Origin of the sequence: Streptosporangium becharense (genome assembly GCF_014204985.1) — a bacterium.
GTDB lineage: Bacteria > Actinomycetota > Actinomycetes > Streptosporangiales > Streptosporangiaceae > Streptosporangium > Streptosporangium becharense.
On sequence record NZ_JACHMP010000001.1, the window covers coordinates 3,054,830 to 3,068,883 of the forward strand.

Annotated in this window: 14 protein-coding genes; 6 read left to right on the forward strand and 8 right to left on the reverse strand. The window is 72.1% G+C overall.

The features are described from left to right. Positions 1 to 38: 38 nt before the first annotated feature. From F4562_RS12985 to glmS, 8 genes are all read right to left on the reverse strand, one after another. Complete coding sequence (locus tag F4562_RS12985) at positions 39 to 593, reverse strand: class F sortase (RefSeq protein ID WP_184538314.1); 555 nt, start codon at positions 591 to 593, stop codon at positions 39 to 41. A gap of 6 nt (positions 594 to 599) precedes the next feature. Further along, positions 600 to 1,268: a hypothetical protein gene (locus F4562_RS12990; RefSeq protein WP_184538312.1), complete on the reverse strand. Its 669-nt coding sequence runs from the start codon at positions 1,266 to 1,268 to the stop codon at positions 600 to 602. A gap of 206 nt (positions 1,269 to 1,474) precedes the next feature. Further along, positions 1,475 to 1,927, reverse strand: coding sequence for a tRNA (adenosine(37)-N6)-threonylcarbamoyltransferase complex ATPase subunit type 1 TsaE (gene tsaE / locus F4562_RS12995; RefSeq protein WP_184538310.1), 453 nt, complete (start codon positions 1,925 to 1,927; stop codon positions 1,475 to 1,477). Next, positions 1,924 to 3,072, reverse strand: a complete 1,149-nt coding sequence (locus tag F4562_RS13000) for an alpha/beta fold hydrolase (protein WP_184538308.1) — start codon at positions 3,070 to 3,072, stop codon at positions 1,924 to 1,926. Before F4562_RS13000 ends, tsaE begins: the two co-directional genes overlap by 4 nt. 20 nt (positions 3,073 to 3,092) lie before the next feature. Next, positions 3,093 to 4,220 carry an alanine racemase gene (gene alr, locus F4562_RS13005; protein WP_246473421.1) on the reverse strand — a complete coding sequence of 376 codons (1,128 nt, stop codon included), beginning with the start codon at positions 4,218 to 4,220 and terminating at the stop codon, positions 3,093 to 3,095. Next, complete coding sequence (locus F4562_RS13010) at positions 4,217 to 5,776, reverse strand: NAD(P)H-hydrate dehydratase (protein WP_184538306.1); 1,560 nt, start codon at positions 5,774 to 5,776, stop codon at positions 4,217 to 4,219. Before F4562_RS13010 ends, alr begins: the two co-directional genes overlap by 4 nt. Positions 5,777 to 5,786: 10 nt before the next feature. Further along, positions 5,787 to 6,137 carry a holo-ACP synthase gene (locus F4562_RS13015; protein WP_184538304.1) on the reverse strand — a complete coding sequence of 117 codons (351 nt, stop codon included), beginning with the start codon at positions 6,135 to 6,137 and terminating at the stop codon, positions 5,787 to 5,789. Between the two features lie 145 nt (positions 6,138 to 6,282). Beyond that, positions 6,283 to 8,127 (reverse strand): glutamine--fructose-6-phosphate transaminase (isomerizing), encoded by a 1,845-nt coding sequence (gene glmS / locus F4562_RS13020; RefSeq protein ID WP_184538302.1) that lies wholly within the window; start codon positions 8,125 to 8,127, stop codon positions 6,283 to 6,285. A gap of 140 nt (positions 8,128 to 8,267) precedes the next feature. Between glmS and coaA the strand changes: the two genes are divergently transcribed. From coaA to F4562_RS13050, 6 genes are all read left to right on the forward strand, one after another. Continuing rightward, positions 8,268 to 9,203: a type I pantothenate kinase gene (gene coaA / locus F4562_RS13025; protein WP_184538300.1), complete on the forward strand. Its 936-nt coding sequence runs from the start codon at positions 8,268 to 8,270 to the stop codon at positions 9,201 to 9,203. A gap of 208 nt (positions 9,204 to 9,411) precedes the next feature. Next, positions 9,412 to 10,356, forward strand: a complete 945-nt coding sequence (locus tag F4562_RS13030) for a DUF389 domain-containing protein (RefSeq protein WP_184538299.1) — start codon at positions 9,412 to 9,414, stop codon at positions 10,354 to 10,356. 221 nt (positions 10,357 to 10,577) lie between these two features. Continuing rightward, positions 10,578 to 11,483 (forward strand): ABC transporter ATP-binding protein, encoded by a 906-nt coding sequence (locus tag F4562_RS13035; RefSeq protein WP_184538297.1) that lies wholly within the window; start codon positions 10,578 to 10,580, stop codon positions 11,481 to 11,483. Next, positions 11,476 to 12,351: an ABC transporter permease gene (locus F4562_RS13040; RefSeq protein ID WP_184538295.1), complete on the forward strand. Its 876-nt coding sequence runs from the start codon at positions 11,476 to 11,478 to the stop codon at positions 12,349 to 12,351. Before F4562_RS13035 ends, F4562_RS13040 begins: the two co-directional genes overlap by 8 nt. Beyond that, positions 12,348 to 13,262: an ABC transporter ATP-binding protein gene (locus F4562_RS13045; RefSeq protein ID WP_184538293.1), complete on the forward strand. Its 915-nt coding sequence runs from the start codon at positions 12,348 to 12,350 to the stop codon at positions 13,260 to 13,262. The genes F4562_RS13040 and F4562_RS13045 overlap by 4 nt, the downstream gene beginning before the upstream one ends. A 2-nt stretch (positions 13,263 to 13,264) precedes the next feature. Beyond that, positions 13,265 to 13,981: an ABC transporter permease gene (locus F4562_RS13050; protein ID WP_184538291.1), complete on the forward strand. Its 717-nt coding sequence runs from the start codon at positions 13,265 to 13,267 to the stop codon at positions 13,979 to 13,981. Positions 13,982 to 14,054: the final 73 nt, after the last annotated feature.

Sequence of the window (14,054 nt, forward strand, 5' to 3'; positions counted from 1 at the left end):
GAGGGCTTTAGGGCGATCACCGCACGACAGCGGCCGGCTCAGGCCCCGACGAGGGTGGCGTAGACGATGAAGTTGTCGCGGTACTCGCCGTCGTCCCGGTCGAACTCACCGCCGCAGGTGATCAGCCGCAGGCCGTCCTCCAGGTAGACCTTGTCGGCGGGGAAGCGCGTCTTGCTGGTCTGCTCGACGGAGTCGACCCGGTAGTGGGCCACCTTGCCGTCGCTGCGCACGACCTTGATGGCCTGCCCCTCCTTGATCTCCTTGAGCCGGTAGAAGACCGCCGGAGCGGTCTTGGTGTCGACATGCCCGAGGATCACCGCGGGTCCCTCGTCCCCGGGGACGACGCTGTCCTCGACCCAGCCCGCCGTGCCGGGCTTCTCATACGGCGGCAGGTCGATCCGGCCGCCCGTCACGCCCAGCTTCATCAGGGGCGCCTTGATGCCTAGGGACGGGATGTCGATGCGCTCGGGCACGACCGAGACACGGGCGGGAGCGTCCTCCTCCCCCCCGCCCCTGGTGCCGAACGCCACCATGACCGCGCCGGTGAGGGCCCCGGCCAGGACGACCCTGGACCAGCGGGTGGAACCTGCCATCGCGGCCTACGAGCGACGGCGACGCGCGATCACGACGCCGATGCCTCCCGCGAGGGCGACGCCGAGCAGGGCGCCCGACGCGCCGATCGGCATGCTCCCGTCACCGGGACCGCCGGCCGCGGTGCCGCCGCCGCCCGTGTGCGGGGCCTCGGTGCTGATGATCGTCCGGGTCGGCTTGGAGGTGGGCTTGTCCGTGGGGTCGGCGGACGGCCGGGAGTCGTCCACGATCCTGAGACTGGCCTTGCCGGTGTCGTTGGTGCCCTCACAGCGGGCGTTGACCTCGTAGACGCCGGCCGCCGTGCCGTCCGCCACGGTGGCCTGGCCGCGGACCCAGGGACGCGGGACGGGCGTGGCGGTGCCGGAGGGGGTGGGGGTGGCGGTGGCGAGGATCGGATCGAGGGTGACGGGAGTGCGGAAGATCCGGGAGGAGGCGGTGCCGCGGTGCTCCGGACCGCCCTGGGGGATCGGGCAGTTGGCTAAGACCCACACCTTCTGCCCCGCCTTGGCGCGGGCCGGCTGGAGCTGGACCTCGATGTCCTCCCGGCTGCTGCCCGTGTCGGGCGGGGCGGTCGTGGACGCGCCCGCGGGGCTGCCCGTGTTCGCCTCGGCCGTGCACCCGGCCACCCCGAAGACGGCGATGGCCCCCAGAACCGCGACATGCTTGACGCTTGGCACCGTCGAACTCCACTTCGCATCCCGGCCGACGACCCTCGCCCGGCACGATTTCCCGCCTGATCCCCATTAAACATGGGCAAACCCATGAGAGTCGATCATCAACCCTGATGATCTAGACCAATGGGGCGTAGTGCCAGCGTGACAGGATTCCTCGGCCCGCGGGGGTGAAACGAATGACACCCCCGGGAGCGATCAGTGGCCCCGGGTCAGGCGACGCCCGCCCAGCGCGTGCCGACGCCGCGGAGCTCGACGGTGCGCTCCTCTCCCCCGTCGCCCGGCTCGCCGCGGCCGATGGAGATCTCCAGCCGGTCGTCGGCGAGCCCCTCCACCAGCCCCTCACCCCACTCCACGACCGTCACCGACTCCTCCAGCGAGGCGTCCAGGTCGAGGTCGTCGACCTCCAGGTCGCCGCCCAGGCGGTAGGCGTCGACATGCACCAGCGCCGGGCCGTCCGCCAGCGAGGGGTGGACCCGGGCGATGACGAAGGTCGGCGAGGTGATCGGGCCGCGCACCTTGAGCCCTTCGGCGATGCCCTGGACCAGGGTGGTCTTGCCCGCCCCGAGCGGGCCCGAGAGCACCACGAGATCACCCGGGCGCAGCAGCGCGGCCAGCTCCGTGCCCAGCCCGCGCATCTCCTCCGCGGTCGCGGCGACCCTCATCGGTCCGTCTCCTCTCCGTCGGTCTCCACGTGCTTCACCCGCTCCACCGGCTCTGCGTCGGTCTCCACGCGCTCGGCCCGCTCCAGTACCTCTGCGTCGGTCTCCACGCGCTTGATCAGGTCGCGCAGCGCGTCGTTCACCGTGGCCGGCCGCTCCAGCTGGACCAGGTGCGAGCTGGCGGGCACCTCGATGAAGTGGGCCCCCGGCAGCGCCGCCGCCATCGCCCTGCTGTGCTCGACGGGGGTCAGCCAGTCCTTGTCCCCGACCATGATCGAGGTGGGTACGGGGTCCAGCACGGCGAGCGCACCCAGCTTGTCGTGCGACATCAGCGCCGGGTAGAACTCGGCGATCACCTCGAACGGGGTGGAGCGGATCATCGACTCGACGAAGTCGACGACCGTGGGGCTGACGTTCCTGGCGTCGCCGAAACCCAGGTGACGCAGGGCGAGGAAGGCCACGTCGTTGCCGACCTGACGCCCCTTGTCGACCAGGTTGCCGTTGCGCCGCAGGAGCGACACCGTGCCCGGGGTGACCTTGTGCACCGCCCTGGACAGCAGGGCGGGCAGGCCCAGGGAGATCTCGCCCAGCCTGCCGGTGGAGGTGGAGATCAGCGCGACCCCCCTGACCCGGTCACCGAACAGCTCGGGGTACCGCTCGGCCAGCGCCATGATCGTCATGCCGCCCATGGAGTGCCCGACGAGCACGCAGGGACCGGGCACCAGCGCTTCGAGCACCTCGGCCAGGTCGTCGCCGAGCCGGTCGATCGTGCAGTCTCCGGGGGTCGCCCGCGGCGAACGCCCGTGGGAGCGCTGGTCCCACAGGACGAGACTGTGGGAGTCGCCCAGGTCGCGCCGCTGGTAGTGCCAGGAGTCGAGGTTGAGGGTGTAGCCGTGGCAGAACACCACCGTCAGCGGCGCGTCCTGCCGGCCGTCCACCTCGGCGTACAGGGACACCCCGTCGGAGGTGGTGACGGTCGTGGGGCGGCCGCGCAGCTCGCCGAACGGCTCACCGGCCTCCAGGTCGGGGCGGAGCCTGATGCGGCCGACGGCGTACCGCTTGGCGAGCGCCGCGGCGGCCACCCCCGCGGACGCGACGCCGACCACCGCTCCCGCGATTCCGGCCCTGCGCCGTCCGGTACTGCTCATACGCCCCCCTGAACGTCCTCTCACCGGTAAACGCGCGGGACCCGCGAACCGATCCTGGTCACGATCTCATGCGTTATCGTGCCGAGGGAATCGGCCCACTCCTGGAGGGTCGGCTCGCCCCGCGAGCCGTCACCGAAGAGGATCACCTCGTCGCCCTCCGCCAGCGGGTCGTCCCCCACGTCGATCATGAACTGGTCCATGCAGACCCGTCCCGCGATCCGCCGCCGGCGACCGGCCGCCAGCACCTCCGCCCGGTTGGTGGCGTGCCGCAGGATCCCGTCCGCGTACCCCAGCGGGACGAGGCCGAGCGTGCTCTCCCGGTCGGTGACGTACAGGTGCCCGTAGGAGACCCCGGAGCCCGCGGGCACCCGCTTGACCAGCGCGATCCGCGCGACCAGGGTCATCGCGGGCCGGAGCCCGAAGTCGCCGAGCTCGGGCACGGGACTGAGCCCGAAGATCGCGACCCCCGGCCGGACCATGTCGTAGCGGGCCTGCGGCAGCGTCAGGGTCGCCGCCGAGTTGGCGATGTGCCGGATGACGTGGGAGCCGCCGGCGCCCGCCTTCTCGGCGATGGCCAGCGCCTCGTCGAAGGCCGCCAGTTGGAGCGTGACGGACGGGTGGCCCGGGATGTCGGCGCAGGCGAAGTGGGACCAGAGCCCGACGATCTCGATCGTGCCCTCGGCCTGCCTGGCCAACGCCCTGTCGAGCACCGCCGACCAGTCGTCCGGGGTGGCGCCGCCGCGCGACAGGCCGGTGTCGACCTTCAGGTGCACCCCGGCGGTCGCGCCGGCGCGGGCCGCGGCGTCGGCGATCTCGTCGACCCGCTGGGACGAGGCCGCCGAGAGCTCGATGCCGCGCTCGACCGCCTGCTCCAGCGGCTCGCCCGGCGGGATGATCCACGCCAGGATCGGCGCGGTGACGCCCTGCTCGCGCAGCGACAGGGCCTCCCGGACGTAGGCGGTGCCGAGCCGCCCGGCTCCGCCCTCAAGGCAGGCCCGCGCGGCGGGGACCAGCCCGTGCCCGTAGGCGTCGGCCTTGACCGCGGCCATCATCTCGGCTCCGCCGGCGTGGCCGCCGAGCAGCGCGATGTTCTCTCGGATCGCCGACAGGTCCACCCGCGCCTCGGCCGGTGTCATCGGGAAATTCATTTTTCCAGTCTGGCAGCTCGGCCGTCCCGCCGAAGCCGGTTCATCACCGCCCGGACGGCGCCGGGCAGGGCCTCCACGACGTCCCCGGCCGCCAACGGGCCCTCCTGACCGGCGATCCCGTGCAGGTGGGCGGCGCAGGAGGCCGCGTCGTACCCGGACAGGCCGCCGGCCAGCAGCGCACCCGCCAGACCGGCCAGCACGTCGCCGGTGCCGCCGGTGGCGAGCCACGGGGCACCGGTGAGGTTGATCACGACCGGGCGGCCCTCCTCGGCGACCAGCGTGGTGGAGCCCTTGAGCAGCACGGTCACCCCCAGCTCCGCCGCCGCCCGCCGCGCGTGCTCCAGTCGCCGCGCCTCGATCCGCTCCCGCGGCACGCCCAGCAGCCGGGAGAGCTCACCCGCGTGCGGGGTGATCAGTACGGGTGCCGTGCGGCGGAGCAGTGTCCTGTCCTCGGCCAGCAGGGTCAGCCCGTCGGCGTCGACGAGGACCGGCACGTCACCGTCCAGCACCGACCTGGCGACGGCGTGGGCCTCCTGGCCGGTGCCGAGCCCCGGGCCGAGGACCCACGCCTGCACGCGGCCCACCTCCTCGACCCCCTGGCCCGGCGTGAGCGTGGTGATGACGGCCTCCGGCCAGCGCGCCCGCACCCGGGCCGCGGGCGCGGCGGTCCCGGCGTAGCGGACCATGCCCACCCCGCCCCGCAACGCCCCGCCCACGGCGAGGACCGCGGCGCCGGTGTAGCGCTCGCTCCCGGCGGCGATCCCGACGACACCCCGCCGGTACTTGTCGGCGGAGGCGTCCGGCACGGGCAGCAGCGCGGCCACGTCGGCGTCGGCCGGGGCGACGGCCCCGGGCTCCGGCAGGTGGGGGCCGAGCCCGATGTCGACGAGCCGGGCCCGGCCCGCGTACCCGGCGCCGGGATCGACGAGCAGGCCGATCTTCCAGGCACCGAAGGTGACGGTGACGTCCGCGCGCACCGCCGGACCCTCGACCCGGCCACTGCTCGCATCCACCCCGCTCGGCACGTCCACCGCGACGACCCGGCCTGGCGCGTCGCCCGCCAGGGCCGCCAGGGTCGCGTACGGCTCCCGTAGCGCACCCGCCCCGCCGATCCCGACGAGGCCGTCCACGACGAGGCCGGCCGCCCGGATCAGCCGCCCGGCCGCCTCGGGCACCGCGGAACCGCCCGGGGCAGTCCCGGAGGCCGCCTGACCGCCCCCCTCCGGGCTCCCCGCCGCCCGCCCGAGGTCCGTCACCCGGCCACCCGCGCGGCGCAGGGCGTCCAGACCACCGGCGTGGACGCGGGGACCGGCGAGGATCGCGTCGACCCTGGCGCCCCTGTCCGCGAGCCGGGCCCCGGCGTACAGGGCGTCGCCGCCGTTGTCGCCGCCGCCGACGAGCAGCACGACGCGGGAGCCGTAGACCGTGCCGAGCATCCCGGCACAGGTGACGGCGAGCCCGGTGGCCGCCCGTTCCATCAGGGTGCCCTCGGGCAGCGTCGCCATCAGCGCCGCCTCGGCCGCCCTGATCTGGTCAGAGGTGTACGCGGTCCGCATCCTCCCGAATCTAGCCCTCGGCGATCACGTAGGCGATCGCGACGCCCCCGTCATGGGTCAGCGAGATGTGCCACCGGACGACGCCCAGCTCCCGCGCCACGTCCGCGGCCCGGCCGTCCAGGTGCAGTTCGGGGCGCCCGTGAGCGCCGACACGCACCTCGGCGTCCAGGTGCCGCAGGCCCGGGGGCACGCCGAGGGCCTTGGCGACGGCTTCCTTGGCCGCGAACCTCGCGGCCAGCGACTCGGTCGCCAGCACGCCCTCCGCCTCGGTGAACAGCCGTGCCCGCAGCGCGGGCGTCCGCGTCAGCGTCGCCTCGAACCTGGCCACGTCGACCACGTCGACGCCGATCCCCACGATCATCCCCCCAGGTTAGGGCGTGCTCCGGCCGGAGACGTCCGCGCCGCCGGGCCCGCCCCGTGACCGTCCCGCCCGGCCCTTCGGGGCCCGCCCCGCCCGGACCTTCCATCACGAGAAGACGCCCGCACCGTCGGGGCCCGCCTCCGGGTCACTCCACGGTGACCGACTTGGCCAGGTTCCGCGGCTGGTCGACGTCGTGCCCCTTGGCCGTGGCCAGCTCGCACGCGAAGACCTGGAGCGGCACCGTCGCGACCAGCGGTTGCAGCAGGGTCGGCACGACCGGGACGCGGATCAGCGTGTCGGCATACGGCTCCACCGCCGTGTCGCCCTCCTCGGCGACGACCACGGTCCTGGCGCCCCTGGCCCGGATCTCCTGGATGTTGGAGACGATCTTGTCGTGGAGCACGCGCTGCCCCGCCGGGGACGGCACCACGACCACCACCGGGAGCCCCTCCTCGATGAGCGCGATGGGGCCGTGCTTGAGCTCTCCGGCCGCGAAGCCCTCGGCGTGCATGTAGGCCAGCTCCTTGAGCTTCAGCGCGCCTTCCAGCGCGACGGGGAAGCCCACGTGCCGGCCGAGGAAGAGCACGCACCGCTCGTCCGCCAGCGACCTGGCCAGCGCGCGGACCGGCTCCATCGTCGCGAGGACCTCGCGCACCTTGGACGGCGTCTCCGCCAGCCAGCCGATGATCTCGGAGATCTCGTCGCCGAACTTGGTCCCCCGGACCTGGGCGAGGTAGAGCGCCACGAGATAGCAGGCCACCAGCTGGGTCAGGAACGCCTTGGTCGAGGCGACGGCGACCTCCGGGCCCGCGTGGGTGTAGAGGACGGCGTCGGACTCCCGGGAGATCGTGGAGCCGTTCACGTTGCACACGGCGAGCACCCGCGACCGCTGCTCCCGCGCGTGCCGGACCGCCATGAGGGTGTCCATCGTCTCCCCGGACTGGCTGATGACGAGGACCAGCGTGTCGCGGGTGAGGATCGGGTCGCGGTAACGGAACTCGCTGGCCAGCTCGACCTCGCACGGCAGTCCGGCCCAGTGCTCGATGGCGTACTTGGCGATGAGCCCCGCGTGGTACGAGGTCCCGCACGCGACCACGATGATCTTGCTGATGTCGCGGAGCTCCTGGTCGGACAGGCGCATCTCGTCCAGCGTCAGCATGCCGTCCGGCCCGACCCTCCCCAGGAGCGTGTCGCCCACCGCCTGGGGCTGCTCGGCGATCTCCTTGAGCATGAAGTAGTCGTGGCCGCCCTTCTCCGCGGCGGAGGCGTCCCAGTCGACGTGGTAGTCGCGCGTCCCGGCCGGGGCTCCGGAGAAGTCGGTGATCGTGACCCCGGAGGGACGCAGCTCGACCACCTGGTCCTGCCCCAGCTCGACCGCGTCGCGCGTGTAGGCGATGAACGCCGCCACGTCCGAGCCGAGGAAGTTCTCCCCGTCCCCCCGCCCGACCACCAGCGGCGAGTTGCGCCGCGCTCCGACCACCACGCCCGGCTCGTCCACCGAGACGGCCAGCAGCGTGAAGGCCCCCTCCAGCCTCCGGCAGACCCGGCGCATCGCCTCCGCCAGGCCGTCGGCGGCGAACTCCTCCAGCAGGTGCGCCACCACCTCCGTGTCGGTCTCGGAGAGCAGCTTGTGCCCCTCGCCCTCCAGTTCGGCCCGGAGCACGGCGAAGTTCTCGATGATCCCGTTGTGGATGACCGCGATGCGCTCCCGGCAGTCGGTGTGCGGGTGGGCGTTGCGGTCGGTGGGGGCACCGTGGGTGGCCCACCGGGTGTGCCCGATCCCGGTCGTCGCCCGCGGTGCCGGCCGCCCGGCCAGCGCGGAACGCAGGTTGGCCAGTTTGCCGGCCCGTTTCTCCACCGTCAGCGCGCCACCGTCCCCGACCAGGGCGATCCCGGCTGAGTCGTACCCCCGGTACTCCAGCCGCCCCAGACCCTCGACGGCCACCTCCAACGCCGGCCGTCGTCCCGCGTACCCCACGATCCCGCACATGGCCTACCCCCTTCTCCCCCTGAGAGATCGACCGCCGAGCCTATGGAGAACCTCCCTCGCAATCCAAGAATCCTGCCCGAGATCGGGCAGAGGGAGGCCCATAGGGAAGCGAGACGGAGCGATCAGTAGGCTTCGGGACTATGGCCAACGGTTTGGACACCGCGACACCGTACGTGCAGCTCAGCCGAGCGGAATGGAGCGACCTCCGCAAGAGCACCCCCCTCACGCTCACCGCGGACGAGCTCGAAGAGCTGCGCGGCGTCGACGACCCCATCGACCTGGCCGAGGTCACCGACATCTACCTGCCGCTCACCCGGCTGCTCAACCTGCACTTCACCGGAGCCAGGCAGCGCAGCGCGGCGCTCAACACCTTCCTCGGGGCGAGCAGGCGCCCAGCGCCGTACATCCTCGGCATCGCCGGGAGCGTCGCGGTCGGCAAGTCGACCACCGCCCGGCTGCTGCACACCCTGCTGGCCCGCTGGCCCGAGCACCCCCGGGTCGACCTGGTGACCACCGACAGCTTCCTGTACCCGAACGCGGTCCTCACCGAACGCGACATCATGCACCGCAAGGGCTTCCCCGAAAGCTACGACCGGCGGGCCCTGGTCAGGTTCGTCGCCGACGTCAAGGCGGGCACCCCCGAGGTGACGGCTCCCGTCTACAGCCATCTGGAGTACGACATCGTGCCCGGCGCGACCCAGACCGTGCGCCGGCCCGACATCCTCATCGTCGAGGGCCTGAACGTCCTGCAACCCGCCCCGCCCACCTCGCTCGCGGTCAACGACTACTTCGACTTCTCCATCTACGTGGACGCCAAGGTCGAGCACATCCGTCACTGGTACGTGGACCGCTTCCACAAGCTGCGGCGGACGGCCTTCGAGGACCCGAAGTCCTACTTCAGGCACCTGGCCGAACTGTCGGAGGAGGAGGCGACCGAGTTCGCCAGGAACGTCTGGCGCGACATCAACGAGCGCAACCTCGTGGAGAACATCTCCCCGACCCGGGGCCGGGCCGACCTGGTGCTGCACAAAGGGCACGACCACTCCATCAGGCGGGTGCGGCTGCGCCGCATCTGACCCGGGGCCGCCCCACCGCGCCGGTGCGGGCCGTGGTGCCGGTGCGAACCGTGGGACCGACGCGGGCCGTGGGACCGATGCGGACCGCGGGACCGATGCGGACCGCGGGACCGATACGAGCTGCGGTGCCGGTGCGAGCGCGGCGCGGGCCACGGGCCCTGGGCAGGTGCGGTGCCGGGAACCCCGTCCAAGACCTAGGGTGGGCGGCGTGCTGCATCTACGCGTGATCAGCCCGGCGGAGCTGTCCGACGACGTGCTCAAGACGATCGACCAGTGCCTCGGCGTCGTCAACCTCGTCGTGCTGCCCGGCGCGGCGCGCTCCCCCGTCGGGGATCTGATCCAGTTCGACGTCGCGCGCGAGGCCGCCAACGAGGTGATCGAGCGGCTCCAGGAGCTGGGGCTGCACGCGGACGGCTCGATCGCCGCCGAGGAGATCGACCTGTCGCTCTCCGAGGTGGCCGAGCGTGCCCAGGAGGAGGCCCCCGGCGACGGTGACGACGCCGTGGTCTGGGCGGCGTTCGCCCAGCGGGTCGCCGACGACTCCCGGCTCACCTGGGCCTTCTTCGCCTTCCTGATGATCGCCACGCAGCTCGCCGCGGTCGGCGTGATCGTCAACTCGCCGATCCTGATCGTGGGGGCGATGGTGCTGGGTCCGGAGTTCGGCCCGATCGCCGCCATCTGCTTCGGCCTGCTCCGCGCCGACTGGGGCCTGATCGGCCGCGCGCTGCGCGCTCTCGCCGTCGGTTTCGCCGTCGCGATCACGGTCACCTTCGCCTGCGCTCTGGCCGCCCGGTGGCTCGGCTGGATCGACGTCGGTTCGCTGAACGAGCACAAGGAGATCGAGTTCATCGTCAAGCCCGACAAGTGGTCGTTCATCGTGGCGCTGTTCGCCGGGGCCGCCGGGGTGCTCTCGGTCACCGCGGGCAAGTCCTCGGCCCTGGTCGGCGTGTTCATCTCGGTGACCACGGTGCCGGCGGCCGGGTACTTCGCGGTCGCCGCGGCGCTGACCCGGTGGGAGGACATGGCCGGGTCGGTCACCCAGCTCGGGGTGAACATCGCGGGGATGATCATCTCCGGCACGCTCGTCCTGCTCGTCCAGCGGACCTACTGGTCCCGGTTCGGCATGCGGCTTCCGGCGGCGGCGAAGAGGTGAAGAGGTAGGTTCCGCGGAACCGGCCCCGCGGCACCTGAGGTCGGGCTCCACGGCCCCCGGAGAGGCGGCCCCGCGGAGCCCGCTCGCGAAACCGGAGAGGCGGCTCCGCGGAGCTCCACGGCCCCCGGAGAGGCGGGCTTCGCGGAACCGGCCTTTCGGACGATGGCCGTCTCGTCCGGACGACGGAGGATTTCCCCTCCGCTGATGGATAGTGTCCGACCATGACAATCCTCGCCACCGAGGGACTGACGAGACGCTTCCCCCGGGTGACGGCGCTCGACCAGCTCACCGTGACCGTCGGCGCCGGCGTGACCGGTCTGGTCGGCGCCAACGGCGCGGGCAAGTCCACGTTGATCAAAATTCTCCTCGGTCTGCTCGAACCCAGCGCCGGTGGGGCCCAGGTGCTCGGCATGGACGTCACGTCCCGGGGCGCCGAGATCCGCAGGGTCGTGGGCTACATGCCCGAGCACGACTGCCTGCCCCCGGACCTGTCCGCCACCGAGTTCACCGTGCACATGGCCCGCATGTCCGGCCTGCCGCGCACCGCGGCCCGCGAGCGCGCCGCCGACGTGCTGCGCCACGTCGGCCTGTACGAGGAGCGCTACCGCCCCATGGGCGGCTACTCCACCGGCATGAAGCAGCGGGTGAAGCTGGCCCAGGCCCTGGTGCACGACCCGCGCCTGGTGATGCTGGACGAGCCCACCAACGGCCTCGACCCGCAGGGCCGCGACGAGATGCTCGGGCTGATCCGTAGGATCGGCTCGGAGTTCGGCATCAGTGTGCTGGTCACCTCCCACCTGCTGGGCGAACTGGAGCGGGTCTGCGACCACGTGATCGTGATCGACGGGGGCAGGCTGCTGCGCTCCTCGGCGATCGGCGAGTTCACCCAGAACACCGAGACCGTGAGCGTCGAGGTCGAGGAGGGGCAGGACGCGCTGGCGGCCCGCCTGGCCGAGCTGGGGGAGAGCGTCACCCCGAACGGCCGGACGCTCCTCGTCCAGGTCCGCGCTCCGGAGACCTTCGACGCGGTCCGCGACGCCGTCTGTGAGCTCGACCTCCACCTCATCCGGATGGAGCAGCGCCGCCAGCGCATCGAGGACATCTTCAGGGAGCCGGCCAATGTCTGAACCCACGGGTGTCATCCACGACATCGGATACCGCCACTACGACGGGGTGCGGCAGGGCCGCGGCCACGCCACCGCGGCGCTCGCCGTGCACAGCCTGCGCGGGGTCTTCGGGATCGGCCGCACGATCCGCGCGAAGATCATCCCGTTCATGCTGGTGGGCGTGATGATGCTGCCCACGGTCGTCTCCATCGCGGTCATGGCGCTGGCCAAAGAGCACATCATGCGCTACACCGAGTACGCGGTCATCATGCAGCCCGTGCTCGCGATCTTCCTGGCCTCGCAGTCACCGTACATCGTGGCGCCGGACCTGCGCTTCCGGGTGCTCCCGCTCTACCTGTCCCGGCCGGTGACGCTGACCGACTACATCGGCGCGAAGCTCGCGGCGATGGCGACGGCGATGTTCCTGGTGCTGGCGACACCGCTCACCGTCATGTTCATCGGCGAACTCGTCGTGGACCTGCCCGCCGGCCCGCGCACCGCCGACTACGCCGCGGCCATGGCCGGCGCGCTCTGCTACGCGGTGCTGCTGTCCTGCGTCGGAATCGCCATCGCCTCCTTCACCCCGCGGCGCGGGCTGGGCGTGGCCTCGATCATCGCGTTCTACCTGCTCGTCACCTCCGTCTCGACCGTGCTGTTCGCGGCGCTGGAGTCCATGGGCGACGACGAGGCCGCCGCGTGGGCATGGATGATCAATCCGTTCCTCCTCGTCGACGCCGCCGTGCAGGTGGGCGTCTTCGGGGCGAAGCCGGTGTCGAGCAACATCTACCCGCCGGGCGTGGGCCCGATCGCGGGCCTGATCATGATCCTGTTGATCGCCGGATTCGTGGCGGCCCTGTTCGCGCGCTACCGGAAGGCGGCCTCCCGATGAACATCGAGCTCGCTCAGGTCTCCCGCTGGTACGGCAACGTGGTCGCCGTCAACGACGTCACGATGACCATCCGCCCCGGTGTCACCGGGTTGCTCGGCCCGAACGGGGCCGGCAAGTCCACGCTGCTGCACATGATGGCCGGCTTCCTGCCGCCCTCGGGCGGGACCGTCACCCTCGACGGCACCCCGATCTGGCGCAACCACCAGGTCTACCGATCGATCGGCCTGGTCCCCGAGCGCGAGGCCGTCTACGGCTTCCTCACCGGCTGGCAGTTCGTGCTCTCCAGTGCCCGGCTGCACCGCCTGCCCAGCCCGGAGGACGCCGCCCGCAAGGCCCTGGCCCTGGTGGAGATGGAGAGCGCCAAGGACCGCAGGATCGAGACGTACTCCAAGGGCATGCGCCAGCGCGTCAAGGTGGCCGCCGCCCTCGTGCACGACCCGCAGGTCCTCCTGCTCGACGAGCCGTTCAACGGCATGGACCCGCGTCAGCGCCTGCACCTGATGGACCTCGTCCGCGCCATGGGCACCGCGGGCAAGACCATCCTGTTCAGCTCGCACATCCTGGAGGAGGTGGAGCGGGTCGCCCAGCACATCGAGGTCCTGGTCGCCGGCCGGCACGCCGCCTCCGGCGACTTCCGGGAGATCCGCCGCCGGATGAGCGACCGGCCCCACCTGTTCCGGGTCCGTTCCAGCGACGACCGCCGCCTGGCCGCCGCGCTGATCGCCGACGCCTCGTCGGGCTCGGTCTCGCTGACCGCGAACGGCCTGGAGGTGCAGGCCGTCGACTTCCGGCGCTTCACCTGGCTGCTGCCCCGGGTCGCCAAGGACGCCGACGTGCGGGTCTGGCAGGTCTCCCCGGCCGACGAAGACCTGGAGAGCGTCTTCTCCTACCTGATCAACAGGAGCAGCTGAACATGAACGGTGTCATCGCCGGAATCTCCTACCGGGCACTCCTGGGTCGCCGCCGGATCTGGCTGCTCGCGCTGCTGCCCGTGGCGCTGGTCGCCATAGCCGGGCTGCTCCGGTACCTCGCCGGTTTCGACGAGGAGATCGCGATCACGTTGATGGAGAACTTCGCCATCGCCACCATGCTGCCGCTGCTCGGCCTGATCGCGGGGACGGGTGTGATCGCCCCGGAGATCGACGACGGCACGATCGTCCACCTGCTGGCCAAGCCGATCTCCCGGCCGGTGATCGCCCAGACCAAGTTCGCGGTGGCCGCCTCGATGCTCGCACTGTTCGCCGCGGTGCCGACCCTCGTCGCCGCCTACCTGCTGGTGGGCTTCGAGTCCGGCATCGCCCTCGGGTTCGCGGTCGGCGCGCTGGCGGGCGGGATCGCGTACGCGGCGGTGTTCATGCTGCTGGGCGTGCTGAGCCGACACGCGGTCACGATCGGCGTCGCGTACGCGCTCATCTGGGAGACCGCGATCGGCACCTTCGTCCCCGGTGCCCGGCAGTACTCCATCCAGCACTGGGCCAGGTCCGTCGCCGACGAGGTCTCCTCTTCCGCTTTCCAGTCCTCCGAGGTCGCCCTGAGCTTCGCCGCCCCCGCCCTGATCGTCGTCACCGTCGGCGCGGTCGTCTGGGCGGGGCAGCGGCTGCGGAGCTTCTCCCTGACCGGCGACGAGTGAGCGGATCAGCCGGAAACCGGAGAGGGGCGGCCCGGCCTGTGGCCGGGCCGCCCCTCTCCACTGTTCCTCGGAC

Excerpts from the sequence above, each read along its gene's own strand:
- F4562_RS12985 (WP_184538314.1), bottom strand. The coding sequence starts at position 593 with ATGGCAGGTTCCACCCGCTGGTCCAGGGTCGTCCTGGCCGGGGCCCTC.
- tsaE (WP_184538310.1), bottom strand. The coding sequence starts at position 1,927 with ATGAGGGTCGCCGCGACCGCGGAGGAGATGCGCGGGCTGGGCACGGAG.
- F4562_RS13000 (WP_184538308.1), bottom strand. The coding sequence starts at position 3,072 with ATGAGCAGTACCGGACGGCGCAGGGCCGGAATCGCGGGAGCGGTGGTC.
- alr (WP_246473421.1), bottom strand. The coding sequence starts at position 4,220 with ATGAATTTCCCGATGACACCGGCCGAGGCGCGGGTGGACCTGTCGGCG.
- F4562_RS13010 (WP_184538306.1), bottom strand. The coding sequence starts at position 5,776 with ATGCGGACCGCGTACACCTCTGACCAGATCAGGGCGGCCGAGGCGGCG.
- F4562_RS13015 (WP_184538304.1), bottom strand. The coding sequence starts at position 6,137 with ATGATCGTGGGGATCGGCGTCGACGTGGTCGACGTGGCCAGGTTCGAG.
- glmS (WP_184538302.1), bottom strand. The coding sequence starts at position 8,127 with ATGTGCGGGATCGTGGGGTACGCGGGACGACGGCCGGCGTTGGAGGTG.
- coaA (WP_184538300.1), top strand. The coding sequence starts at position 8,268 with ATGGCCAACGGTTTGGACACCGCGACACCGTACGTGCAGCTCAGCCGA.
- F4562_RS13035 (WP_184538297.1), top strand. The coding sequence starts at position 10,578 with ATGACAATCCTCGCCACCGAGGGACTGACGAGACGCTTCCCCCGGGTG.
- F4562_RS13040 (WP_184538295.1), top strand. The coding sequence starts at position 11,476 with ATGTCTGAACCCACGGGTGTCATCCACGACATCGGATACCGCCACTAC.
- F4562_RS13045 (WP_184538293.1), top strand. The coding sequence starts at position 12,348 with ATGAACATCGAGCTCGCTCAGGTCTCCCGCTGGTACGGCAACGTGGTC.
- F4562_RS13050 (WP_184538291.1), top strand. The coding sequence starts at position 13,265 with ATGAACGGTGTCATCGCCGGAATCTCCTACCGGGCACTCCTGGGTCGC.